This is a genomic window from Halochromatium glycolicum (genome assembly GCF_016584085.1).
Classification (GTDB): Bacteria; Pseudomonadota; Gammaproteobacteria; order Chromatiales; family Chromatiaceae; genus Lamprobacter; species Lamprobacter glycolicus.
On sequence record NZ_NRSJ01000021.1, the window covers coordinates 14,209 to 39,054 of the forward strand.

Genomic DNA, 24,846 nt, shown 5'->3' on the forward strand with positions numbered 1-24,846 from the left:
GCGCGGAAGCGGTCTCGAGGTCGAGCTGATGCGACAGGATGTAATCAACAAAGTGGTCTTGCTGATCTTGGTCGCAGTGATCTCACTGCTGTTCCTGACCATGATCCAGCAATTCCTGGTCGCGATCTTCATGGCTGCCGTGTTCGCGGCGATGACGCACCCGATCTATCTCAAGCTGAGCGAGTGGTTTGGCGGACGCCACTATCTCGCCTCGATTGTGACATTGCTGTTGCTGTTGTTCACCGTGCTGATCCCGGTGGTCGTGCTGAGCGCGGTCTTCGTCGGACAAGCCGTCAATGTCGGCCAATCACTGACGCCAATCGTGGTCGACTTTCTGAAAGAGCCGGGCAGCTTCGCCGAATTCCTGCAGCGAATCCCGTTCTATGAGGAATTGCTGCCGTACGAGGACGAGCTCACCTCCAAGGTCGCCGCCTCGGTCGAGGCGCTCGGCAAGATGCTCGTCGGTGGTCTGTCCTCGATCGCGCTAGGGACCGTCAACTTCCTGTTCGTGACGGTCGTCTTCTTCTACACCCTGTTCTTCTTCCTGATCGACGGCAAGGAGGTGGTCGAGGCGATTCGCTATTACCTGCCGCTTGAGGACCGGGACGAGCGGGTGATGCTGAACAAGTTCACCTCGGTGACCCAGGCGATGGTGACCGGCACGCTGTTGATCGGCGTCTTGCAGGGCGCGCTCGCCGGTATCGCCTTCGCCATCGCCGGCCTTCCGAACGCGGTCTTCTGGGGTACCGTGATGGCGGTGCTCTCGATCATTCCGGGGATCGGGTCAGCGCTGGTTTGGGCCCCGGCCTCGGTGATCCTGCTCGTGCAAGGGAACATCGGCGCTGGTATCGGACTCTTCGCCTTCTGCGCATTGGTGGTCGGCAGCATCGACAACGTGCTGCGTCCGATTCTGGTCGGAAAGCATACCGACATGCACGAGCTGATGATCTTCTTCGGAACCCTGGGCGGGCTATTCATGTTCGGGATGGCTGGCCTGCTTATCGGCCCCGTCATCGCGTCCCTATTCATCACGATCTGGGAGATCTACGGCGAGGCATTCAAGGACCTGTTACCAGCCGTGAACGCGGACAGCGATGAGGCCGAGGGCGAGACAGCGCCCGCAGCAGCCCATCAATCGCCGAACGAGAGCGACGAGGAGCAGGCCGTCATCTTCACCGACGACGAAACCGACCCCTCGCCGGATACCGACGAAGCACCGAGAAGCAGCAGTTGAACGACCACGCGCTTCGGCAGTTTCCAATCACCAACTCCACCCTGGCCTGATCGTCGCAACGCGCCAGTGCGACGATCATGGTGCGTTTAGGCGATTTCTGTCAAAGCTCATACCGCCTTGCTGGTCTTTTCGCTCGCCTTCTTCGTCGCGCCGCCGGTTACATAGCCCGGCTATGCTCCCGGCGACGCTCCTCGAAGGCAAACGACAATCCTGCGCCATTCGGTACGAGCTTTTCCGGCAATCGCCTTAGAGCATTCCGAGCGTCAGCTTCGCCTCGTCGGACATCGTCTCGGGGCTCCATGGCGGGTCCCAAACCAGCTCGACCTCGACCTCGCCCACGCCGTCGACGGTCTTGACCGCATCCTTGACCATCACGGGCATCATACCCGCGACCGGACAGGCCGGTGCGGTCAGGGTCATATCGACATCAACATCGCCGTTGTCGGCGATGTCGATCCGGTAGATCAGACCGAGATCGTAGATATTGACCGGAATCTCCGGATCATGGACATTACGCAGCGCCGCAATGATCGGCTCCCGCAACGCTTCCGGGTCATCCAACGCACCTTCAGGGCCGCTGTCCTCGGCCTCTGCAGTCAACGCCCCTTCCCCGGGCAGGTCATCGCGGTCGACCTGTGCCCGGTCACCCAGGCCAAAGCCGGCAAATCTGGCTAGTCGGTTCATCAGCGCATCACCTCGGCTGCATAAGAGGATCGATGATCGGGCTCACTCGAGCGGGGCCTGTTCAAGCCGCTGACCAACCTGTTCAGCGACATAGTCACGCAACGACTCGGGTCCGAGGGCGTCGATAATCTCGCCGGCGAAACCGAGACAGAGCATCCGCCGGGCGAGTGACGCCGCGATTCCGCGCGAACGCAGGTAGAACAGCATCTCCGGCTCGATCTGACCGACCGTCGTGCCATGGCTGCACTTGACGTCGTCGGCGTAGATCTCGAGCTGGGGCTTGGTATCCACCTCGGCGTTCGGTGACAGGATCAGATTGCGGTTCGACATCTCAGCATCGGTCTTCTGCGCATCGCGCGCGACATAGACCAGCCCATCGAACACCGCGCGTCCCTTGCCGTAGAGAATCCCTTTGAAGGTCTCGCGGCTAGCGCAGTTCGGCAATGCGTGGCGGACATCCATGTGATAGTCGATCAACTGTTGATCGCCGGCCAGATACAGCCCCTTCAGATCGCACTCGGCATGCTCGCCTGCGAAGCGGGTGACTAGATCGGTCCGCGCCCAGGTCCCACCGAGGCCGATGTTGGTCCCGGCATAACGGCAATTGGCCTCCTGGCTGAGGTACAGACCGGTAATGTGGAACGCATTGCGGCTCTCCTGCTGGATACGCGTATGCTTGAGCACCGCATCCCGGCCGAGCGCGATCTCGAGCACCGAGTTGGTGCAGTAGAGGGCGTCGCCGAGGCTGACATAGCGCTCGATGACCTGTGCCTGGGCGCCGTCACCGAGGCTCAGCAGGTTACGCGGTTGCGCGACCCGAGGCTCATCCATGCCGATCGATAGATGGATGACCTCGATCGGCCGTTCGGCGATGGCGCCGCGATCGAGCTGCAGTACTAGGCCGTCGTCGATCGCGGCGGTGTTCAGCGAGGCGAAGACATGACGCCCTTCACCGGCGATCCGCGTCAGGACGCCCTTCACCGAGGCCGGATCAGATTCGAGCAGATCGCGCAGGCTACCGATCCGGACCCCCTTGGGCAGCTCGCCAAGGCTTGAGAGGGCATCGGAGAAGCGGCCGTTGACCAGGACGACGCGATGCGCATCGAGCTCAGGGATCAGGAACTCACCGATATCGTCCGGCGTCAGCGCGGTGACCGGCTCATCGACATTGACGAAGCCCTGCTCGATCAGCTTACGCAGCCCGGTGTAGCGCCAGCCCTCCGACTTGTTGGTCGGCACCAGCTGGGTTCGCACGCGTGCTGCGGCCTGCTCCCGCTCCGACTCGAGCCAATCGATGCCGCCCGCGCTATTCTGATCACCGTTGCCGCCGAGCCCCTGGAGCCAGCCGGCAAAGGCCTCTGCCGCATCGGCCTGGCCCGTGCGTTGATGGACCGCCGCATTCATGCCGCTTCTCCCTCGACGATCCAGCCATAGCCCTTCTCCTCGAGCTCGAGCGCAAGCTCTTTGCCGCCGGAGCGAATGATCCGACCCTTGGCGAGCACATGCACGTGGTCGGGCTGGATGTAGTCGAGCAGCCGCTGGTAATGGGTCACGACGATCATCGAGCGCTCCGGGCTGCGCAACGCATTGACACCATCGGCGACGATGCGCAGGGCGTCGATGTCGAGACCGGAGTCGGTCTCGTCGAGGATCGCCAACTTCGGCTCCAACAACGCCATCTGGAAGATCTCGTTGCGCTTCTTCTCACCGCCCGAGAACCCGAAGTTGACCGGGCGCTTCAGTAGGCTGTCGTCGAGATGAAGGATCTTCAGCTTCTCCTTCATCAGCCGCATGAAGGAAACGGCATCCAATTCCTCCTCACCACGCGACTTGCGGATCGCATTCAGCGCCGCCTTCAGGAAGTACATGTTATTGACGCCGGGCAGCTCGACCGGATACTGAAATGCCAAGAACAGCCCAAGCCGCGCCCGTTCCTCGGGCTCGAGCTCGAACAGGTCTTCACCGTCCAGCTCAGCGCTGCCGCCGGTCACCTCGTAGCCCTCGCGGCCAGAGAGCACATGGGCAAAGGTGCTCTTTCCAGAGCCGTTCGGCCCCATGATCGCATGGACCTCGCCCGGCTTGACCTCGAGGTCGAGGCCCTTGAGGATCGGCTCGTCTCCGACGCTGGCCTTCAGGCCCTTTACTGACAACATCGTTCTACTCCAAATCGTGTATGGGCCGGCCGACCCTTAACGGCCGCGCTCAAAGCCCGCGCCTTCGTTGAATTCAGGATTGCCAACGCATGGGATAACGCATGGGATCGCACGCGGCAGGCGCCCCATGTGTCGGTCGGTATCAGCCCACCGCCCCTTCGAGGCTGATGCTCAACAGCTTCTGGGCCTCGACCGCGAACTCCATCGGCAGCTCGTTGAAGACCTCTTTGCAGAAACCGTTGACGATCATCGAGACCGCATCCTCTTCCGTCAGCCCGCGCGCGCGGCAGTAGAACAGCTGGTCCTCGCTGATCTTAGAGGTCGTTGCCTCGTGCTCCATCTTCGCACTCGGGTTCTTGACCTCGATGTACGGGAAGGTGTGCGCGGCCGATTGGTCGCCGATCAGCAAGGAATCGCACTGGGTATGGTTGCGCGCGCCCTCGGCCTTGCCGGCGATGCGCACCAACCCGCGATAGGCCTGCTGGCCGTGCTGGGCGCTGATGCCCTTACTGACGATCGTCGAGCTGGTGTTCTTACCCAGATGGATCATCTTGGTGCCGGTGTCGGCCTGCTGCATCCCCTTGGTCACCGCGACCGAGTAGAACTCGCCGACCGAGTCGTCGCCGCGCAGGATGCAGCTCGGATACTTCCAGGTGATCGCCGAGCCGGTCTCGACCTGGGTCCAGCTGATCTTCGAGCGCGCGCCGCGGCAATCGCCGCGCTTGGTGACGAAGTTGTAGATGCCGCCCTTGCCGTTCTCGTCGCCTGGATACCAATTCTGAACCGTCGAGTACTTGATCTCGGCGTCATCGAGCGCGATCAGCTCGACCACGGCCGCATGCAGCTGATTCTCGTCGCGCTGCGGCGCCGTGCAGCCCTCGAGATAGCTCACATAGCTGCCCTCATCGGCGACGATCAGGGTACGCTCGAACTGGCCGGTCTTGGCCTCGTTGATGCGGAAATAGGTGCTGAGCTCCATCGGGCAGCGCGTGTTCTTCGGCACGTAGACGAAGGTGCCGTCGGTGAACACCGCCGAGTTGAGGCCGACATAGAAGTTGTCGGTCGGCGGCACCACGGTGCCGATGTACTTCTGCACCAGCTCCGGGTACTCCTGTAGGGCCTCGGAGATCGAGCAGAAGATCACCCCGGCCTCGTGCAATTTCTCGCGGAAGGTGGTCGCGACCGAGACGCTGTCGAAGACCGCATCGACGGCGACGCCGGCGAGCGCCTTCTGCTCCTCGATCGGGATGCCGAGCTTCTCGTAGGTCTCGAGCAGCGCCGGATCGACCTCATCCAGGCTCTTCGGCCCGTCCTTCTTCTTCGGCGCCGAGAAGTACGAGATCGACTGGTAGTCGATCGGCGGATAGTGCACCGAGGCCCAGTTCGGGGTCGGCATCTCCAGCCATTTCCGATAGGCGGCGAGACGCCACTCGGTCATCCACTCGGGCTCACCCTTGCGCGCCGAGATGGTCCGGATCACGCCCTCGTCTAGACCGGGCGGCAAAGTCTCCGACTCGATCTCGGTGATGAAACCGTGCTCATAGCCGGCGTTCACCAGCTCATCGTACTGGCCGGTCGTCTCGACCTTCTCTTCGGCCGTGGTGGCCTCTGCAGGGATAGCGCTCATGGGAACCGCTCCGATACCTGAGTAGATTACTAGGTTTATAGTACGACGCAAATCCTCGGTTTCAAGGCCCGTCGTAACACAATCATCGACACCCCGGTTGAGGGGTTGCTGTTAGCTGGCGCAGAGATCATTGCCGGTGCGCGAACTTTCAAGCATCCGGCTCGGATATCGATCCGCCGTTAATCGCAACTGTTCTCATCACTCTTGTTATTTGTCTCGGGTTCACCCAAACTCGCCCTGGGTTTAGCGCATCGATCAGCTTGACCACTTCAACCAACCTCAACGGAGTCGAAAACCTATCATGATACCTTTCCATCACCATTCGCTCTTGGCCGGCTTGCCGCTGTTGGGACTTGCCCTGGCACTCGGCACGCCGCCTGCGCTGGCCGAGACCGAGGAGGTCAACCTCTACTCCGCCCGCAAAGAGGCCCTGATCAAGCCCCTGCTGGAGCGCTTCACTGACGAGACCGGGATCGAGGTCAACCTGGTCACCGGCAAGGCCGATGCACTGCTGCAGCGGCTCAAGAACGAGGGGCGCAACAGTCCAGCCGACGTGCTGCTCACGGTCGATGCCGGGAACCTGCACCGTGCCAAAGCGGCCGGACTGACCCAGGCATTCGAATCGGAAACCGTCACCGAGGCCGTTCCGGAAACCTACCGCGATCCTGAAGGGCATTGGACGGGCCTCTCGCTGCGGGCGCGCCCGATCATGTATGTGAAGGGCGAGGTCGACCCCTCTGAGCTCTCGACCTACGAGGCCCTGGCCGATCCTAAATGGAAGGGCCGCATCTGCATCCGCTCCTCGAGCAATGTCTATAACCAATCCTTGGTCGCCTCGCTGATCGCCGCAGACGGGACCGAGACGACCGAAGAATGGGCAGAGGGGATCGTCGCCAATATGGCACGCCCGCCCAAGGGCGGCGACCGTGACCAGATCAAGGCAGCCGCTGCTGGTCAATGCGATATCGCAATCGCGAACACCTACTACCTCGCTGGAATGCTGAAGTCCGATGATCCGGGCGAGAAGGAGCCGGCCGAGAAGGTCGCCATCTTCTGGCCGAACCAGCCCGGCTCCGGTGACGGACGGGGCACCCATGTCAATGTCAGCGGCGCCGCGGTCACCGCCGCGTCGGAGAACACGGACGCCGCGGTCGAACTGATCGAATTCCTGGTCAGTCCAGAATCGCAAGCCTGGTACGCGAAGGTCAACGGTGAGTATCCGGTCCGTGAAGGGGTCGAGATCAGCCCGGTCCTCGCCGAATGGGGCGAGTTCAAGGCCGACGGCCTTGACCTGGTGAAGCTCGGCGAGCTGAACGCCGCTGCCGTGAAGCTGATGGATCGCGCCGGCTGGAAGTAGCGACGATCTGCCGGCGCCGTTACGCTCGGGCCGCGCGGCGCCGGCGAGCCCCCTGAGCCTGGAGCAGATCGCTCAGCGAGCCCGGACACCATCCGCGCATGCGACTTGGGGGGCATCGCGAACCGCTATAAGATGCATCCCTCCCGCGTTTGTCTTCTCCCTGGCTCGATCCTCCTCCGCATACATGGCTGTCTCCGCTCCTGCCGTTGCCCGGCACGACCCCGTCGACCGGCGGCGCTTCGGGCAGCACCTCTGGCCGACGCTCGTGATCACGATCGCACTGCTGCTGGCGCTCCCGGTCGCGGTGGTCGTCGGCTTCGTCTTCGTCCCGGCCGGCGAGGTCTGGCAGCACCTGGTCGAGACGGTGCTGCCCGACTACGTGAGCAATTCGCTGCTGCTGATGCTTGGGGTCGCCCTCGGGACCCTGATCGGCGGCGTCGGCACCGCCTGGCTGACGAGCATGTGCCGCTTCCCGGGCCGCGCCCTGTTCGAGTGGGCGCTGCTGCTGCCGATGGCGATGCCGGCCTACATCATCGCCTACACCTATACCGGCATGCTCGATTTCGCCGGACCGGTGCAGACGCTGATCCGCGACCTGACCGGCTGGGGCTGGGGCGACTATTGGTTCCCGCAGATCCGCTCATTGCCAGGCGCCGCGCTGATGCTGTCGCTGGTGCTCTACCCCTATGTCTATCTGCTCGCGCGCGCGGCCTTCCTGAGCCAATCCCTGTGCGTGCTGGATGTCAGCCGCACCCTCGGCAACGGCCCCTGGCGGACCTTCTTTACCGTGGCATTGCCGCTGGCCCGACCGGCGATCGTCGCCGGGCTGTCACTGGCGCTGATGGAGACGCTGGCCGACTACGGGACCGTCCAGTACTTCGGGGTGCCAACCTTCACCACCGGCATCTTCCGGACCTGGTTCGGACTCGGCAATCCGGCCGCGGCGGCACAGCTCTCGGCGCTGCTGCTGGCGTTCGTGTTCGCGCTCATCCTGCTCGAGCGCTGGTCGCGCGGCCAGGCACGCTATCACAGCACCAGCCAGCGGCAGCAGTCGATTCGGCGGCTGCACCTGCGCGGCAGGCAAGCGGCGGCCGCGTTCGGCTTCTGCGCGCTGCCGTTGACCCTCGGCTTCCTGCTGCCCGCCGGCCAGCTCGCTGCCTGGTGGCTGACGGTGGCCGATCAGCGCCTGGATGCCGAGTTCGCGACGCTCGCCCTCAATAGCCTCGCGCTGGCCGCTGGTGCCGCGGTCCTGGCGCTCGCGCTTGCGCTCCTGCTCGGCTATGGTCACCGGCTGCGCCCCACCAAGCCGGTGCAGGCGGCGGTCCGCGTCGCCGGCCTGGGCTACGCGGTGCCCGGGACCGTGATCGCGGTCGGGGTGATGATCCCGTTCGCCTGGCTCGACAACAGCGTCGATGCCTGGATGCGCGCGACCTTCGGCGTCTCCACCGGCCTGCTGCTGAGCGGCACCCTGGTCGCCGTGATCTTCGCCTATCTGGTGCGCTTCCTGGCCGTCTCGCTGCAAACGGTGGAGTCTGGGCTCGGCAAGATCCGCCCGTCGATGGACGAGGCCGGGCGGGCGATGGGACTCAGGCCGCGGCAGGTGCTCGCGCGCATCCACATGCCGATGCTCCAGGGCAGCCTGCTGACCGCGCTGCTGCTGGTGTTCGTCGATGTGCTCAAGGAGCTGCCGGCGACGCTGATCCTGCGCCCGTTCAACTTCAACACGCTGGCGGTACGCGCCTACGAGCTGGCCTCCGACGAACGGTTGGCGGACTCGGCCCCGGCCGCGCTGACGATCGTCGCCGCCGGGCTGATCCCGGTGATCATCCTGAGCCGCTCGATCACCCGTTCCCGCGCCAGCCTCTGAGCCAGCCCCTAAGCAGAGAGCAGAGAGCAGAGAGCAGAGAGCAGAGAGCAGAGAGCAGAGAGCAGATGGAAGCAAACCTCGACCCCTCGGTAAAGGGCCTGAACGATCATGGCGACGCGCCACCCCAGGGCCTAAGCGGCTCGCAGCCGCTGTCTCAGGATCACCCGGCGGTCAGGTTGGCCGTGCGCGACGTCGATGTTGCCTATGGCGAGCAGCCGGTCGTCCGGGACGTCCGCTTCGAGCTCGAGCGCGGCACGATCGGCTGCCTGCTCGGTCCGAGCGGCTGCGGCAAGACCACCCTGCTGCGGGCCATCGCTGGCTTCGAGCCGGTCAGCCGCGGCCAGATCCTGATCCGCGGTCAGCGCGTCTCGCGCGCCGGCTGGACGCTCGCGCCCGAGCAGCGTCAGGTCGGCATGGTGTTCCAGGACTTCGCGCTGTTCCCGCATCTCACCGTCGCGCGCAATGTCGGCTTCGGCCTGCGCGCGCTGAGCCGGCGCGAACGGCAGCGTCGTATCGACGAGCTGCTGGAACTGGTCGGGCTGAGCCAGGCCGCGCGCCGCTATCCGCATGAGCTCTCCGGCGGGATGCAGCAGCGCGTTGCGCTGGCCCGGGCGATGGCCCCGCAGCCGGACATCCTGCTGCTCGACGAGCCATTCTCGAGTATGGATGCCGAGCTGCGCGAGCAGTTGGCGCGCGAGGTGCGCGCGGTGCTCAAGCGCGAGGACGTCACTGCGGTCCTGGTCACCCATGACCAGCTCGAGGCCTTCGCGATGGCCGACAGGATCGGCGTGATGAACGCCGGCAGCGTGCACCAATGGGATACCGGCTTCGGCCTCTATCATCAGCCGGCCGACCGCTTCGTCGCCGACTTCATCGGTCAGGGCGCCCTACTGCCCGCGCATGTGCTCAATGCGACCCAGGTCAGGACCGAGCTTGGCCGCATCAGCGGCGCGCAGCCGCATGGCCTCGAGCCGGGCAGCGCGGCAGAGGTGCTGATCCGCCCGGACGACCTGGTCTACGACGAGTCCAGTCCGCGGCAAGCCAGCATCGTCGAGCGCGCGTTTCGGGGCGCGGAGTTCTTGTACACCCTTCAGCTTGAGAGCGGCGCCGAGGTGCTCTGCCTGGTGCCGAGCCACCACCGGCACGCCGTCGGCGAGACGATCGGCATCCGGCTCGAGGCCGATCACCTCGTCGCCTTCGCCTGCCCAGACAGCGCTGCCCACCGCGGGCATCGAGAGGGGACCGCGCTGTAGCCATTCGGCCTGATCGCCGGACAGAAGGCGCCGGAACAGTCAGCATCGATAGGCTCAGCCTGCCCGGAAACCAGGGCGGGAGACTCTAGCACCTGGCGTGGCGCCTCCCCTGAACCTGAGACAGCCGGTTAGCAGCCGAGAACGCGCGGCGTTTCCTCACGCAGGGCATTGCGGCTTAGGCGATTCTGTCAAAGCTCATCCCGCCTTGTTGCTCCTTTCAACCGCCTTCTTCTCGCGCCGCCCGTCACGGAGCCCGGCCCGGTTCCCGACGACGCTTCTCTGACGCAAACGAAACGCTTACGCAATCCGGTGAGGGCTCGTCCGGCAGCCGCCTTAGACACCCTATCAAAATGCCCGCTTAGCCTACACAAGCTGCTGAATTTTCAAGCCGCAGAGGGCATTCTGTTAGGGCTTATTGGGGCAATGGCGGCTCAGCGCGCGTCGTCTTGCGAGTCGTCATCCGGTGCCGGCTCACGTTTTCGCACGATTGCAGGCCGCGGCGCCGGGCCCTCACCATCGCGAAACAACCAGACGAAGCCGCCAACCATCGCCAAGAAAGCGAGACCGAGAAAGACATTGGTCCAAAACATTGTACTAACCGAAAGCGCAGCCGATTATCAGTGACCAGATTGTAGCCCGAATCCCGGGCGGCGCGCCGCGCGGAGGGCGAAACCTCGATTGGTTGGTCGCATCCGGCGACCGCACCCGCGGCAGTGCAGCCGGGACGGCTCTCAGCGCAGGTACTGAATCCTGACCAGACCCTAGCCAGCTATGGAGCGCGTGATCGTTTCCAGCCCTTCGTCCGCCTGCATCCCTCTTCCCCCCGGGCGCCATTCAGTCCGCCACGACGATGCGGTCACCGACCCGGATACGCTCGAACACGAACCTGGCATCGGCATGCCGCAGCCGGACACAGCCGTGGGATTCCGGCTTTCCGGTGACATAGCCTTCATGGACCCAGTAGGGGCCGCGGAACTGGAGTGCGTACGGCATCGGTGTCGGCCGCTCGAAAAAGTTGGTGTAGCTACCAGAGCGCTTGTCGACATCCTTACGCTGAACGCGGTAGTCGCCTTTCGGCGTCGGGTGCTCCGGTGTCCCGGCCGAGATCGGGCCGGTCCAGACCAGCTCGCCGTCCTCGAAGTAGTGAAAGCGCTGCTTGGCAAGGCGGATATCAAGCTGTCGTTTCTCGGCCGGCGGCAACGCATCCGGATCAGGCGGCGGAGGATTCACCTCCTGCGAGACCGGCGGCGGTAAGGACGAATCGCCAATCGTTTCCGCCTTATTGGCCGACTCAGGCGCGGCCCCGGCATCGCCCCCCGACAGAGACGGGCTTGGCACTGCGGAGACGCTGGCCTCAGCCGGGATCGACGCACTCGGAGGAAGCGACGGATAGGGCTGTGCTGCGCAGCCCAGGAGCAGCGCGCAGCCGAGCGGCGCCAGCCATTGCAACCCCTGCATGGGGAATACCTCCGCGACAGTTCGGTCAACCTCGCTCAACGTCAGATTCGGTTGACAATTATCAAACCGCTCTAGTGCGGTTTCCCGATAATAGCCCCATGCAGATGCCAGTCCAACACCCCACGCCGCCGGCCAAGCCCAAAGCGAAGCGCTCGCGGCGACCGCCGAATCAGGGCCCCCGCATCCGCCGCGAGAAGCGCACGATCAGCGCAATGCTCGGCATCTACTGCCGAGATCACCATGCCGGGCGTCCAGGGTCTCTCTGCGCTGAGTGCGACGCACTACTGCGATATGCCCATCAACGGCTCGACAACTGCGCCTTTGGCGAGCTCAAGCAGCCCTGCAATCAGTGCAGTGTCCACTGCTACAGCAAGACGCTGCGCCCGCGCATCATCGAGGTGATGCGCTACGCTGGGCCGCGAATGACCTTGCGCTACCCGATCCTCAGTGCCTTCCATCTGCTCGACAAGCTCCGGGCGCATTGAGCATCGGGAGCCGCTCGGTCTGTCTGCACCCAGCGGCTCGAACCGCCCTGAACGAGGGCGCGGGGCCGTTCAGCCGAGAGGCGCGACCCCGAACAGCGCCTCGTGCCACCAGAACAGGAACAGCAGGTAGAGCAGAACGCCACCGCCGAGCGCGATCGCATCATTGAAGCGACCGGCTGGCGCGCCGGGCACCGGCGTCGGTGCACGCCGCTTCAGCGAGATCCGGTCCGTCACCGCCCATGCCAAGAAGCTGCCGAAGAGCAGCAGATCAGCGAGGGTCCCGTTGGCGAGTAGATGTGCCAGCGCCCAGACCTTGACCGCGAGCAGCATCGGATGCTTCGTCACCGTCTGGATCCGACCCGGCAGATAGGCGGCGAGCAGCAGCACGAAAACCGGCAGCATCAGCAGCAGTGTCACATGGCGCAGCCAGAGCGGCGCCTGGTAGATCAGAATCGGATCGACCGCGCGGCGCGCATCGGCGTAGCCGTTTACGATCAGTACCAGCCCGATGAGCGCAATCACCCCATAGACGGCCTTCCAGGGCAGCTCCCCGAAGCGTGCGACCATCCGGTCGCGCCAGGCAACGTCAACGATGGCCACCGAATGGACACCGAGGAACAGAATGAGACCAGCAATCAAGAGCAGCATAACGTGGCGTCTCCCAAAGTCGACTTACACCAGCGGCGTCGGGCGCGTCGACCCGGGTCACCGCAGGAAGGTTATTGTTGGATACGGATGGTAGATGGCGGGAGCTGATTCCGCTTCAGATGCTAGAGTACCCCATCAAGGGCCTTGCCGACGCCACTGCCGGTCCCACCGAGCCACCGAGCCACCTAAGGAGAAGCCTTCCCGCATGACCGCAGACTCGATGAGATTGCACGAGCTGGATCGACTCCCGGATGGACTGCTCGAGCTCAACAGCGCCGAACTGGCGACGCATCTCCAGGGTCCGACCCTGATCCACCTACCCGGCGAGCGCGAGCAGCCACTGTTTGTTTCGGTGCTGATCCACGGCAACGAGCCGGTTGGCTGGGATGCTGTACGGCTGTTGCTGCGCCAGTCGATCGAGCGCCATGGCCACCTGCGGCTGCCGCGGGCGATGAGCCTGTTCATCGGCAACGTGCATGCCGCGGCGGCGAATGCGCGCCATCTTCCGGATCAGCCGGATTTCAACCGCGTCTGGCCCGGCGCCGACACCCCCGCTTCGCCGGCCCACACACTGATGGCCCAAGTGGTCGAGCGCATGGCGCAACGTCAGGTCTTCGCCAGCATCGACCTGCACAACAACACCGGCACCAACCCGCATTACGCCTGCGTCAACCTTGTGGACAACCGATATCTCCACTTGGCGCGATTGTTCTCGCGCACGGTCGTCTTCTTCGTCCGCCCAAAAGGGGTCCAATCCCAGGCCATGTCTCGCCTGTGCCCAGCGACGACGCTGGAATGCGGACGTGTCGGCGATCGCCATGGCGTGGAACATGCGCGCGAGTTCATCGACGCCTGCCTCCACCTCGCGGAGGTTCCGGATCAGGCGCTGCCCCCTCAGGATGTCGACCTCTTCCATACGGTCGCCCAGGTGACCATCCCTGAGCATGTCAGCTTCGGCTTTCCGCCACACGATGCCCAGCTCATCCTGTCACCGGAGCTGGAGCGTTTCAACTTTCGCGAGCTACCAGCCGGAGCCTCATTCGCGCGCATCCGCGACGGTGGCCATGTCGTGGTTCGCGACGAGCACGGACGTGACGTGTCCGACCGGTTCTTCGCGGTCGATGATGGCGAGTTGAAGCTGCGCGAGCCAGCCATGCCCTCGATGCTGACCGCTGACGCCACCGTGATCCGTCAAGATTGCCTCTGCTACCTGATGGAGCGCTTCAGCCACCATCTCCCGCATCGCCATTGAGATGCAGACGAGTGAGACGCAGACGGCGCCGATGCGGGCAACCCCCCAGTTACCAGAGTAGGCTCGAGCCCCGCACAGGCTCCAGCACGACGCGACCAGGAGCTGTCCGTCATGGGCTTGCCGACGCTGACGCGAGCGGTCGCTCTGTCATCGGGAGCCAGTCCCTCTAGAGCAACCTGGCTGTGGCCGCATCGGCTCGCAGCGCGCCAGACTATTCGGCAACCGTCAGCAACTGATGGTCGACCAGGCTCTCGCTGCCTTGGCGCAGGAACGCAGCAGCGCGGTAGAGCCCGACCAAGGTCTTGGCGTCGGTGATGGTGCCGTTCAGACACCACTGCAGGACCTTGTCGAGCGCGACCCAGTGCACCTCGATCACCTCGTCTGCACCATGCCCGAGGTCGACCTCGCTGAGCCCACGCGCCAGGAACAGGTGGATGACCTCGGCGAAGACGCCGGGCGAGCTGTGCATCTGCCCGAGCGAGTCCCAGGTGGCCGCAACCAGACCCGCCTCCTCGGCAAGCTCCCGCTCGGCTGTCACCGCAGGGCCCTCACCCGGATCGAGCTTGCCGGCCGGGAGCTCCCAGAGCCAGCCGCCCGCAACATGGCGGTACTGCCGCAGCAAGCACACCCGCCGGCGCTCGTCCAGCGCAACCGCTGCCGCACCGCCGGGATGTCGGATGACCTCGAGATCGACCTGGCGCCCGTTGGGCAGGCGGACGCGCTCTACCCCAACGTCGACAATCTTGCCGTGAAATGCCGGCCGTTCAGCGATATCAGTCTCGATGTCGGTCGATTCGTCTAGGCTCAATATCGGATTCCCTGGCTTAAGATGGCCAAGCCTACAGCATACTACCAGCCAACCGCTCCAGGTAAAGGTTGAACGCGCCCGTCCCCGCTGGCAACGCTGTCGCCACCAGGACGGCGTTCCAGCGGAAAACGCTCGCCCGGACGTGCGATCCTGAAACCGGCCCGCTCGATCTGCTCGCCATCGCGCTCCGAGGCGTAATGATAGAAGACCATCCGCCGCCACTGTTCCAGATTATAGGCGATGCGGATCTCATCAAGCGCCGTATGGGACGGATTCGCGGCAGTGCTGCAATCATGAAAGACCCATTCGCCGCGTCGCGCGAAACGATTCAACACCTCCGGGATCGGGCAGGTATCACCGGTGAACAGGAACACACCCTCGAGGGCGAGCCCGAAGGCCGCGAGATACTCGTGATGCCGGACCGGGAAGACGGTGAAGCTCAGCCCGCGGTGCCAGAAGGCCTCCGAGACCGGGATCAACTGAAAGACATCCCAGAAGTTGCAGCCGCCTTCTGCGAGGAGGCTCGGGTAATCAGCGAGCCTGCGCTGGAGCACCGAGACCAAGCTCACGGGCACGAACAAGCGCACCGGTGTTGGCGTCTGGGCTGCGGTTGCGAGCCGATAGAACAGGCCCTCCAACCCGCCGATGTGGTCCAGATGGGCATGGGTGATGAACAGCGCCGAGGGCAGCGCGCCGTATTGCTCGAGGTACGCCGCGATCGTGTGGGGTCCACAATCGATCAACAGCGACGGCCGCTCGCCCGCTTCGAACACCGCGGCGGACGAGCCGAGCGAGACCGCCTGAGCGTTACCGACACCCAGGAAGCGCAGGCCCAGGTCTGACATGATTGACGGTCCAGGAAGGTTGAGGATGATCCAGCCCTGCGTCCACGGGCCAGCGAACAAAGGCGACTGCAGTCGAAACCGTTTCAGCGCCTCATCCTAACCAAGCGAGGTGACAAAATCATGGCGACCCGAAACGAATCGAAGACCCAACCCGGCCAATCCGAGAGGCCTGAGGACCACTCTGAGCCCTTACTTCCCAACCTGAGGCCTTGGAGCAGCCTCGAAAACGACGAAAAGACCAGGCTGCAAGTCGCCTATGGGCAGTGGCTCGACCAGCTGCCTCCGACCTGCTCGCTCGAGACCAAGATCGCTCGATTCACCGCCTGGCTCGAGCAGCGTGGGATCGACTACGACGCCCGTCATGACACCCGTCATGACACCCGTCATGACACGCGTCATGACGGGCGTCATCTGGCTGTAACGGATCGTACATAGAATGCGCGGCATCGCCCGGAGTGACAGCGCGAGAATCCGACTATGGCAACCGTAATGATCGTCGACGACGAGCCCGATATCCGCGAAGTGATGCGCTTCGCCCTCGAGGAAGGCGGGTTTCGCACCCTCGAGGCCGGCCATGCCGATGAGGCCCGCAAGCTGCTGCCCGAGCACCCAGACCTGGTGCTGCTCGACTGGATGCTGCCCGGTCGCTCTGGGCTCGAGCTCGCGGCTCAGCTCAAACAGAGCCCGAAGACCCGCCATGTGCCCATCATCATGGTCAGCGCGCGCGGCGAAGAAGAAGACCGTGTGAAGGGGCTGGACACAGGCGCCGACGATTACATCACCAAGCCGTTCTCGCCGCGCGAGATGGTCGCCCGCGTCAATGCGGTCCTGCGCCGCAGCCGGCCCGATGACATCAATGACCAGACCGAGATCGGCGGCCTGACGATCGACAATGTCAGCCACCGGGTGAGCGCAAACGGGATCGCGATCGATATCGCACCGACCGAGTACCGGCTGCTCCATTTCTTCATGACCCACGCCGATCGCGCCTTCAGCCGCTCGCAGCTGCTCGATCAGGTCTGGGGCGATCAGGTCTATGTCGAGGAGCGCACCGTCGACGTCCATGTGCGCCGACTGCGCAAGGCACTCGAGAAGACCGGACACGAGAACCTGCTGCAAACGGTGCGCGGGGTGGGTTACCGTTTCTCGGACAAATGATGCCGCCCCTGCCCGCCCAGTCTGCTGTCGGCCCCGCTGTCGGGCATCGCGCCCGCCACTGAAGCGATGGCCCGCGGCATCCCATTCGAGCTACTCCTCGTCGTCGCAGCCGGCATCGGGGCAGCGGTGCTGGTCCTGGCCGGCTTCAGCAGCTCCCAGGCGCTGCTGCTCGCGCTCCTCCCCGTGGTCGCCCGCCACACCTGGAACCTGTTCCGGCTCGCCCGGCTGATCCGGCGCCAGCACCGCCTGGTACCGCCGTTCCCGTTCGGGGTCTGGGGCGACATCTATCGCGCGATCGGGCAATACCAGCAGCGCGGCCGCAAGGGCCGCAAGCGCCAGCTGCGCTTCTTCCGGCGCTTCCGCGAGGCCGCGAACTCGGTCCCTGATGCGCTGGTGGTGCTGGATAAGAACCGCCGCATCGAGTGGGCCAACCCCGCCGCCCAGATCCTGATGGACCTGCACTGGCCGCGCGACGACGGCAAGCCCTTCACCGAGGTGTTCGCCCACCCCGAGCTCGCGGACTACATCCGCGCCGGCGAGTATGTCCGGCCGTTGGAGGTAGCGCCCGCACACAACCGGTCGATCATGCTCAGCATCCGGGTCGCCCCATTCGGCGAGCGCAAGAAGCAGCGCCTCGTGGTCGGTCGCGATATCACCAAGGTCTTCCATCTGAACCTGATCCGACGCGATTTCGTCGCCAATGCCTCACATGAGCTGCGGACACCGCTGACGGTGATCAGCGGCTTCCTCGAGACCTTGGTCGAGTCGTCACAGACAGCGCCCGGGCATCGGCGACCGCTCAATTTGATGCAGAATCAGGCCGAGCGGATGCGCCGCATCATCGAGGACCTGCTGACGCTATCGCGGCTCGAGATGGATGAGCATGCGAGCGATATCGCGCCGGTGGACGTTCCCTGCGAGCTCGAGCAGATTGTGGGCGATGCCTATGCGCTGAGCGGTGGACGCCATCGTTTCACGATCGATGTGGACCCCGACCTGTTCCTGCTCGGCAAGGATACCGAGCTCCGCAGCGCCTTCTCGAACATCCTCTTCAACGCGGTCAAGCACACGCCAGCGGCCACGCGGATCGCGCTGAGATGGGCGCAAACAACGGACGGCCCGGTATTCACTGTCCAGGATGACGGCCCCGGCGTCGAGGCCGAGCACATCCCCCGCCTGACCGAGCGCTTCTATCGGGTCGACAAGGCGCGCTCGCGCGAGTCGGGGGGGACGGGGCTCGGCCTGGCGATCGTCAAGCACGTCCTCAGCCGCCACGATGCCCGGCTGTCGGTCGCCAGCGAGCCTGGGCAGGGCGCGACCTTCACCTGTCACTTCCCACCCGGCAGCGCCATCATTGCCTCAGAACGCACCGGCGCCGAGGTCGAGCCATCCTGCTAAGGCGATTTCTGTCAAAGCTCATACCGCCTTGCTGGTCTTTTCGCTCGCCTTCTTCGTCGCGCCGCCGGTCACATAGCCCGGCTATGCTCCCGGCGACGCTCCTCGAAGGCAAACGAACATCCTGCGCAATTCGGTACGAGCTTTTCCGGCAATCGCCTAAGCCGGCCGCTGATCCGGTGTCAATGTCTTGATCGAGAGGGCATGGAGCTCGCCGGAGGCGATCTGCTCCCTGACCGTGTCCATCACCAATCGTTGCTTCTTGATCGGCGTGAGTCCGGCAAAGGCGTCACTGACCACCACCGCCTCGAAGTGGCTCCCGTCACCGGTGACCTCGACCTCGGCGTCGGGGAGCCCGGCCCGGATCAACTGTGCGACTGCTTCTGTTTGCATCATGCTGACAACTCGTCGTCTGGAGGGCGCGATCGGCCCGAAACATTCACTGCCGCCAATGTTGGGCTGTTTGGTCGATCCCCAACCCCTGTTCAGGACCTGCTCAGGACCTGCTCAGGACCGAGCTGCCAGACCCGCGAGCCGGGCCTTCCCACCGAACGCCCCACCAAACCGACCAGCCTGCACCGGCTCGGGACCGCTCGGGGCCGCACGCAGCGCGCTAGGCCCGCCTCGCAGGCGGGCAGCCGAAGGCGCTCGGGGCGGCACGGCGGCGATCATAGCCCCGCCTGCGCGCAGCCGAATCCGAGCCGGGCCTAGCCGTCGAGGGTCTCCATCCGCAGCCGCACGACCTCGCCGCTGACGCCGTCGGAGGCCTGGATGCGCGCGATGGCGCGATCCATCGCGGCCTCGCGCACGCGATGCGTCAGCAGGATCAGCGGCACCGTCATCTCGCCGGCGGCCGGCTCCTTCTGCTTGATCGCCTCGATGCTGATCCCCTCCTCGCTCAGGATGCCGGCAATGCTCGCCATCACCCCGGGCCGGTCGAGCGCGGTGATGCGCAGATAGTAGGCGGTCTCGACCGCCGCGATCGGCAGCACCGGGGTATCGGTCAGCTCGTCGGGCTGGAACGCCAGATGCGGCACCCGATTGGTCGGGTCGGTCGTGAGGGCGCGCACCACATCGACCACATCGGCCACCACCGCCGAGGCGGTCGGCAAGGCACCGGCGCCGGCGCCGTAGTAGAGCGTCGGCCCGACCGCATCGCCCTTGACCAGGACTGCATTCATCACCCCATCGACGTTCGCGATCAGACGCCGGTGCGGGATCAGGGTTGGGTGCACCCGCATCTCGATGCCGTCGGCAGCGCGCCGGGTGATGCCCAGGTGCTTGATCCGGTAGCCGAGCTCGGCGGCGAAGGCGACATCCTGCGGCTCGATCCGCGAGATCCCCTCGGTGAAGGTCTTGTCGAATTGCAGCGGGATGCCGAACGCCAGCGAGCCGAGGATCGTGAGCTTGTGCGCGGCATCGGTGCCCTCGACATCAAAGGTCGGATCGGCCTCGGCATAGCCGAGCCGCTGCGCCTCGGCCAGCACATCGGCGAACTCCCGCCCCTTGTCGCGCATCTCGCTGAGGATGAAGTTGCCGGTGCCGTTGATGATCCCGGCGATCCACTCGATCCGGTTCGCCGCCAGCCCTTCGCGCACCGCCTTGATGATCGGGATACCGCCGGCGACCGCCGCCTCGAACGCGACCATCACGCCCTTGGCCTGGGCGGCGGCGAAGATCGCGTTGCCGTGCAGCGCGATCAGCGCCTTGTTGGCGGTGACCACATGCTTGCCGTTCTCGATCGCCTTCAGCACCAGCTCGCGCGCCGGCGAATAGCCGCCGATCAGCTCGATGACGATATCGACCTCGGGATCATCGACGACCGCGAACGCATCGTCGCTGATGCGATCGATCTGCTCGATCCCCTCGATCCGCTCGGGCTCATACTGGCGGGCCGCGGCATGGGTGATGCGGATGCCGCGCCCGGCGCGGCGGGCGATCTCGTGGGCGTTGCGCGTCAGCACGGTGACGCTGCCACCGCCAACGGTCCCCAATCCCAGCAGGCCGATCTTGACCGGTTCCATAGACTCTCCTCAGTTCTCAATGCTGATCACGGCGACGCGGCCGCGCATGAATGATGCCCGTGTCGAGCGGTGTCGGCCGGGTGTCCGCTGCTTGGGGTGTCGATCGCCCGGACGGCGATCGCCAAGCCCCCATGGATGGGTTCACGGCGTCCCCAAGCAGCGGGCACCCGGCCGGCGCCGCGGCGGTTCAACTGGCGCCGCAGCGGTTCAGCCGGCGCCGCGGCGGTTCAGCTGGCGCCCCAGCGGTTCAGCCGGCGCCGCGGCGGTTCAACTGGCGCTACGGCAGTTAAGCCTCGGACGGCGACCCCGCCCGCGCATCCTCACGGAACATCTGCTTGATGCCGCGCACCGCCTGACGGGTACGATGCTCGTTCTCGATCAGGCTGAAGCGCACATGATCATCGCCATAGTCGCCGAAGCCGACCCCTGGCGAGACCGCGACCTTGGCATCGCGCAGCAACTTCTTCGAGAACTCGAGCGAGCCCATCGCCCGATAGGCCTCGGGGATGCGCGCCCAGACGAACATGGTCGCCTTTGGCCGCTCGACCGGCCAACCGGCATCGTTGAGGCCATCGCAGAGGCAGTCGCGCCGGCTCTGGTACATATCGCGGATCTCGCGCACGCAGTCCTGCGGCGACTCGAGCGCATGGATCGCGGCGACCTGGATCGGCGTGAAGGTGCCATAGTCGAGATAGGACTTGATCCGCGCCAGCGCCGCGATCAGCTGCGGATTCCCGCACATGAAGCCGATGCGCCAGCCCGGCATGTTGTAGCTCTTCGACATCGAGAAGAACTCGACCGCGATGTCCTTCGCGCCCTCGACCTGCAGGATCGACGGCGCCTTGTAGCCGTCGAAGACGATGTCCGCATAGGCGATATCGTGCACCACCCAGATGCCGTGCTCGCGCGCGATCGCGACCACCTGCTCGAAGAACGGCAGATCGACGCACTGGGTGGTCGGATTGCCCGGGAAGTTCAGCACCAGCATCTTCGGCCGCGGCCAGGAGTCCAGGATCGCCCGGCGCAGCTCCTCGAAGAAATCGACCTCCGGCGTCAGCCGCACATGGCGCACATCGGCGCCGGCGATGATGAAACCATAAGGGTGGATCGGATAGGCCGGATTCGGCACCAGCACCGTGTCACCGGCGCCCATGGTCGCGAGCGCCAGATGGGCCAGGCCCTCCTTGGAGCCGATGGTCACGATCGCCTCGCTGTCGGGGTCGAGCTCGACATCGTAGCGATCCAGGTACCAGCGCGAGATCGCCCGGCGCAGACGCGGGATGCCGCGCGAGACCGAGTAGCGATGGGTGTCGCGGCGCTGCGAGGCCTCGACCAGCTTATCGACGATATGTTGCGGCGTTGGCTGGTCCGGATTGCCCATGCCGAAGTCGATGATGTCCTCGCCACGCGCGCGCGCCGCCGCCTTCAGCTCGTTGACGATGTTGAAGACATAGGGCGGGAGCCGCTCGATGCGGCGAAAGCTCGGCTGCGGGGCGACCACGGAGACCTCGGGGTAGGAGCATTGAACGAATCTGACGAGTGTACCGCCGCGCCGCCCGGATCAAAAGCCAGCGGGGCTAGCAGACAATGGCAAGCGGCCAGCGCCGCGCGCGACAGGCATCACTCCGTTTGGCCCGCGGCTGCTTGGTGGCCAGGGCGAGCGCCTGCGCCAGGTCGGTGCCAACGTGGTGGACCGACGATCGGTCAGCCGTGCCGCTACCGGCCCTTTCAAGGACCCCGGGCGCCTTGCAGTCGATCAACGCGGCTCGCTCATCCCGTTACAGATGCCGATCCGAGACCAGGTCCCGGATCGGCCCGACCGCATTCGCCCCGTGCTGTCGATGCAGCGCGAGCATCGCCTCGCCGAGCTCGCGCCAATGATCCCGGCCACGCTCAGCGACCTGCCAGAGATCGCGCGGATCGCCGTTGGCGCGCCAGGCCTCGTAGGCATCGGCCAAGGCCGGGAAGATCGACTTGCGCATGTTGGTCAGATTGCCGAGATAGAAATGCAACGCCGCCGGCTGGGCCGCGAGATCCGCGCGCTCCAGCAGCCGCGGCAGGGTCACCAGGCAGTCGGCGAGGTGATCCCGGACCGCCCGCGCCATCAGCTCGGCCGGGGTCTGGGCCAGATCCAGCAGCATCTCACTCCAGTCTGCATCGCCGAGCGCAACGCCCGCCTGATGCTCGCCCTGCTCATGCAACAGCGCGTTGTCGATCTCGCGATCGGCCATCGCATCCAGCGCCGAGGCGAAATCGGCATCGAAGTCGTAGCAGGCGAAGGCCCGCCCCAGCGCGTTGTCCGGGCGGCTCCAACGCCAGCTCTCGAGCTTTTCCCAGAGCATCCGGCGCAGCGACTCCCGCCGCAGGAAGATCGTGCTGCCGAGTGACATCGCCGGCGGCGCGGTCAGATCCCGGGCATACTCCCCCGCCGAGATGTAGACGGCGCAGTCGCCGTTGACGGCGCGCCGCTCGAGGGCGCCGAGGAAGAAGTGTGGCTTGGCCTGATTGCCGAGCCCGCTGCTGTAGACCAGCCCCTCCGGAGCGAGGCGCGCATTGATCGCATCGGCATCGAAGGGGTCGAACCGCTCGCCCTCGATCTCGAGCGGGGAGAGATCGGCCTCGGCCAAGGACTCCCAGAGCTCCTCGCGCTCGGCCAGCCAGTTACCGACCGAATCCTTTTCAAGGACGGCATCGAAGGGCAGACGCTTCTCCCAGCGATAATACTCCCGCATCTTCATCAGATAGACGCAGAGCGAATAGTCGCCGCCGTGGCGGGCATCAGAGATGTGACAGTTGCGCTGGACGGTCTCGGTCAGCGCTTTGACCTGATGAGACTTCATGATCGGTGACCTGTTCTGCGAACGGGGCGGCCCCATCTGCGGAGCATTGCTCCGATCCGGGTCGACCCTTAGGTAAGGATCGAGTTTACCCAGCAAAATACTCAGAAATAAAGTCGGCTGGGCACGGGAGCCCCTCTCGATCCCGCCGACGCCCGGAGTCATCGACGAGGAATCCGATATGGCGTTACGTATCAAGAGCCACTGGTGGAACGACGAGCACGAGCGCTCGCTCGACGAGATCGGCGGCGCACTCGCCTTCATCGCCTGGCGTATCGCGGTCGACAAGGCGATTGCGCTGCATTGCGAGCGCTTCGTCTACCGCGATGACGCCCAGCGGCTGACCGTGATCCAGGAGTATCTGATCTTCTTGATCCAGATTGCGGACCGTCTCAGCCACGAACAGCTCGACGACGCCGAGCGTCGGGCGTTGATCACCGCGTTCGCGAAGAAGCTGGTCGTCCATGTCCAGGACAACAGCCAGGACCTGCTCGGCGCGGGCGATTACGGCTCACCGTTCCTCGATCGGCTGAACGCGCGCTCAGAGGAATACGCCGATTTCCAGCTCGACGACGAAGGACCGACCTACCCGTTCCTGCGCCACCTCGGCTTCGAGATCCAACAACTGATGGGCCAGGAGGAGGAGAACCGGTGGGTGATCGACCAGGTGATGGATAAGGACGGTTGGGACGCCTACAAACGCTTTGCAAAGGCCTTTCAAGACCTCTTCGAATGAGCCAGGGCTGGATGATCCCTGGCCATGCCATCACACCGATCGCGAGCCCTGCTCGGACCCAGCCGGCTGATCAGCCCGCTGAGCCGATCCCTGGGCGGCGCGGGCGCGCGGCGCGGCGGGCGCGCGGCGACGGGCGATCAGCACCCCGCCCAGGATCAGCAGCAGTCCAATGAGATGGCCCAGACCCAGCGCCTCGCCGAGAAACAGGATGCCGATCGCGACCGCCCAGAGCGGGATCAGATAGTTCAACTGTGAGGTGAACCCCGGCCCGGCCGTCTGGATCAAGCGGAAGTAGACCAGCATCGCCGTCGCTGTCGAGAACAACCCTAGGAACAGCACCGCCACGATCACCGAGGGAGTGAACGCCGCAGCGTCGAGTCGCGCAGGCCCCGACGCGATGGCGCCCGGCAGCGACAGCAATGCCGCGAACGCCGTCACCGCGGCCGCAGTGGTCAGGGCATCGGTTGTCGGGCGCAGCCGCGAGAGGATCGCCGAAACCCCGTAGCAGAGCGCACCGGCCAGAACGGCCAGCATCGGCAGCAGCGAGCCGCGGTCCCCGCCGATCGCCAACAGCGCCTCCGGTCCCAGCAGCATCACAACACCGGCAAACCCCAGCAGGAATCCGCCGACCCGGCCGCGAGTCAAGCGCTCGCCCGGCACAAAGAGATGCGCCAGCCCCAGGGTGGCTAGCGGCATCACCGCCATCAGGATGCCGGCCAAACCGCTGTCGATCGACCGTTGCCCCCAGGTGATTAACGAGAATGGCAGCAGATTACCGATCACCGCGATCAGCAGGAAGAAGAGCCAGGCGCGCGGCTGACGGGGCACAGGACGCCGCATTGCCACTGCGATCGGCACCAGCACCGATGCCCCGAGCACTAGACGCGCCGTGACGACCTGCGCGAAGGCCAGCCCTTCCACCGCGAGCTTAGTAAACAGAAACGACGAGCCCCACATCAGCGTCAGTGCGCCGAGCATGAGCCAGTCACTGGTCTCGCGTTCGGGCTTCATCACCCCCGCTCACC

General features: G+C 65.0%; 23 protein-coding genes. 10 read left to right on the top strand and 13 right to left on the bottom strand.

The genetic code is table 11. The features are described 5' to 3' along the window. Positions 1–28: 28 nt before the first annotated feature. On the top strand, positions 29–1,234 hold the full coding sequence (locus tag CKO40_RS12295; RefSeq protein WP_200346514.1) for an AI-2E family transporter: 1,206 nt from the start codon (positions 29–31) through the stop codon (positions 1,232–1,234). 246 nt (positions 1,235–1,480) lie between these two features. Here the strand turns inward: CKO40_RS12295 and CKO40_RS12300 are convergent, their stop codons facing one another. From CKO40_RS12300 to sufB, 4 genes are all read right to left on the bottom strand, one after another. Beyond that, positions 1,481–1,918, bottom strand: coding sequence for an SUF system Fe-S cluster assembly protein (locus tag CKO40_RS12300; RefSeq protein WP_200346515.1), 438 nt, complete (start codon positions 1,916–1,918; stop codon positions 1,481–1,483). Between the two features lie 42 nt (positions 1,919–1,960). Continuing rightward, positions 1,961–3,322 carry a Fe-S cluster assembly protein SufD gene (gene sufD, locus CKO40_RS12305; RefSeq protein ID WP_200346516.1) on the bottom strand — a complete coding sequence of 454 codons (1,362 nt, stop codon included), beginning with the start codon at positions 3,320–3,322 and terminating at the stop codon, positions 1,961–1,963. Further along, positions 3,319–4,071: a Fe-S cluster assembly ATPase SufC gene (gene sufC, locus CKO40_RS12310; protein WP_200346517.1), complete on the bottom strand. Its 753-nt coding sequence runs from the start codon at positions 4,069–4,071 to the stop codon at positions 3,319–3,321. The genes sufD and sufC overlap by 4 nt, the downstream gene beginning before the upstream one ends. A gap of 142 nt (positions 4,072–4,213) precedes the next feature. Further along, a complete protein-coding gene (gene sufB / locus CKO40_RS12315; protein WP_200346518.1) occupies positions 4,214–5,698 on the bottom strand; it encodes a Fe-S cluster assembly protein SufB in 1,485 nt (494 codons plus the stop codon). A 301-nt stretch (positions 5,699–5,999) separates the two neighbouring features. Here sufB and CKO40_RS12320 point away from each other — a divergent pair, with 301 nt between their 5' ends. The 3 genes from CKO40_RS12320 to CKO40_RS12330 all read left to right on the top strand — a co-directional run bounded on the left by CKO40_RS12320 (position 6,000) and on the right by CKO40_RS12330 (position 10,175). Beyond that, a complete protein-coding gene (locus tag CKO40_RS12320) occupies positions 6,000–7,055 on the top strand; it encodes a Fe(3+) ABC transporter substrate-binding protein (protein ID WP_200346519.1) in 1,056 nt (351 codons plus the stop codon). Between the two features lie 184 nt (positions 7,056–7,239). Continuing rightward, positions 7,240–8,922, top strand: coding sequence for an ABC transporter permease (locus tag CKO40_RS12325; protein ID WP_200346520.1), 1,683 nt, complete (start codon positions 7,240–7,242; stop codon positions 8,920–8,922). A gap of 65 nt (positions 8,923–8,987) precedes the next feature. Further along, positions 8,988–10,175: an ABC transporter ATP-binding protein gene (locus tag CKO40_RS12330; RefSeq protein ID WP_200346521.1), complete on the top strand. Its 1,188-nt coding sequence runs from the start codon at positions 8,988–8,990 to the stop codon at positions 10,173–10,175. Between the two features lie 834 nt (positions 10,176–11,009). Here CKO40_RS12330 and CKO40_RS12335 read toward each other — a convergent pair. Beyond that, positions 11,010–11,633 (bottom strand): L,D-transpeptidase, encoded by a 624-nt coding sequence (locus CKO40_RS12335; protein WP_200346522.1) that lies wholly within the window; start codon positions 11,631–11,633, stop codon positions 11,010–11,012. Between the two features lie 98 nt (positions 11,634–11,731). On the opposite strand from CKO40_RS12335, the gene CKO40_RS12340 reads away from it, so the two are divergent. After that, positions 11,732–12,118 carry a nitrous oxide-stimulated promoter family protein gene (locus CKO40_RS12340; RefSeq protein WP_242477003.1) on the top strand — a complete coding sequence of 129 codons (387 nt, stop codon included), beginning with the start codon at positions 11,732–11,734 and terminating at the stop codon, positions 12,116–12,118. A gap of 69 nt (positions 12,119–12,187) precedes the next feature. Here CKO40_RS12340 and CKO40_RS12345 read toward each other — a convergent pair whose 3' ends face one another. After that, a complete protein-coding gene (locus CKO40_RS12345) occupies positions 12,188–12,766 on the bottom strand; it encodes an NnrU family protein (protein ID WP_200346523.1) in 579 nt (192 codons plus the stop codon). A gap of 205 nt (positions 12,767–12,971) precedes the next feature. On the opposite strand from CKO40_RS12345, the gene CKO40_RS12350 reads away from it, so the two are divergent. Then, a complete protein-coding gene (locus CKO40_RS12350) occupies positions 12,972–14,018 on the top strand; it encodes a M14 family metallopeptidase (RefSeq protein WP_242477004.1) in 1,047 nt (348 codons plus the stop codon). 211 nt (positions 14,019–14,229) lie between these two features. On the opposite strand, the gene CKO40_RS12355 is transcribed toward CKO40_RS12350, so the two are convergent. Continuing rightward, positions 14,230–14,826 (bottom strand): NUDIX hydrolase, encoded by a 597-nt coding sequence (locus CKO40_RS12355; RefSeq protein WP_207173600.1) that lies wholly within the window; start codon positions 14,824–14,826, stop codon positions 14,230–14,232. A 41-nt stretch (positions 14,827–14,867) separates the two neighbouring features. Then, complete coding sequence (locus CKO40_RS12360; RefSeq protein ID WP_200346524.1) at positions 14,868–15,671, bottom strand: MBL fold metallo-hydrolase; 804 nt, start codon at positions 15,669–15,671, stop codon at positions 14,868–14,870. A gap of 120 nt (positions 15,672–15,791) precedes the next feature. On the opposite strand from CKO40_RS12360, the gene CKO40_RS12365 reads away from it, so the two are divergent. The 3 genes from CKO40_RS12365 to phoR all read left to right on the top strand — a co-directional run bounded on the left by CKO40_RS12365 (position 15,792) and on the right by phoR (position 18,227). Further along, complete coding sequence (locus tag CKO40_RS12365) at positions 15,792–16,106, top strand: hypothetical protein (protein ID WP_200346525.1); 315 nt, start codon at positions 15,792–15,794, stop codon at positions 16,104–16,106. 42 nt (positions 16,107–16,148) lie between these two features. Next, on the top strand, positions 16,149–16,829 hold the full coding sequence (gene phoB / locus CKO40_RS12370; protein WP_200346526.1) for a phosphate regulon transcriptional regulator PhoB: 681 nt from the start codon (positions 16,149–16,151) through the stop codon (positions 16,827–16,829). A 66-nt stretch (positions 16,830–16,895) separates the two neighbouring features. Then, complete coding sequence (gene phoR / locus CKO40_RS12375; RefSeq protein ID WP_200346527.1) at positions 16,896–18,227, top strand: phosphate regulon sensor histidine kinase PhoR; 1,332 nt, start codon at positions 16,896–16,898, stop codon at positions 18,225–18,227. Positions 18,228–18,383: 156 nt separating this feature from the next. Here the strand turns inward: phoR and CKO40_RS12380 are convergent, their stop codons facing one another. From CKO40_RS12380 to CKO40_RS12395, 4 genes are all read right to left on the bottom strand, one after another. After that, complete coding sequence (locus CKO40_RS12380; RefSeq protein ID WP_200346528.1) at positions 18,384–18,617, bottom strand: BolA family protein; 234 nt, start codon at positions 18,615–18,617, stop codon at positions 18,384–18,386. A 314-nt stretch (positions 18,618–18,931) separates the two neighbouring features. Then, positions 18,932–20,248 carry a homoserine dehydrogenase gene (locus CKO40_RS12385; protein WP_200346529.1) on the bottom strand — a complete coding sequence of 439 codons (1,317 nt, stop codon included), beginning with the start codon at positions 20,246–20,248 and terminating at the stop codon, positions 18,932–18,934. A 286-nt stretch (positions 20,249–20,534) separates the two neighbouring features. Next, positions 20,535–21,749, bottom strand: coding sequence for an alanine transaminase (gene alaC / locus CKO40_RS12390; protein WP_200346530.1), 1,215 nt, complete (start codon positions 21,747–21,749; stop codon positions 20,535–20,537). A gap of 277 nt (positions 21,750–22,026) precedes the next feature. Next, on the bottom strand, positions 22,027–23,088 hold the full coding sequence (locus CKO40_RS12395; protein ID WP_200346531.1) for an Sfum_1244 family protein: 1,062 nt from the start codon (positions 23,086–23,088) through the stop codon (positions 22,027–22,029). 178 nt (positions 23,089–23,266) lie between these two features. On the opposite strand from CKO40_RS12395, the gene CKO40_RS12400 reads away from it, so the two are divergent. Beyond that, positions 23,267–23,821, top strand: coding sequence for a hypothetical protein (locus CKO40_RS12400; protein WP_200346532.1), 555 nt, complete (start codon positions 23,267–23,269; stop codon positions 23,819–23,821). Between the two features lie 30 nt (positions 23,822–23,851). Here CKO40_RS12400 and CKO40_RS12405 read toward each other — a convergent pair whose 3' ends face one another. After that, positions 23,852–24,832, bottom strand: a complete 981-nt coding sequence (locus CKO40_RS12405; protein ID WP_200346533.1) for a DMT family transporter — start codon at positions 24,830–24,832, stop codon at positions 23,852–23,854. Positions 24,833–24,846: the final 14 nt, after the last annotated feature.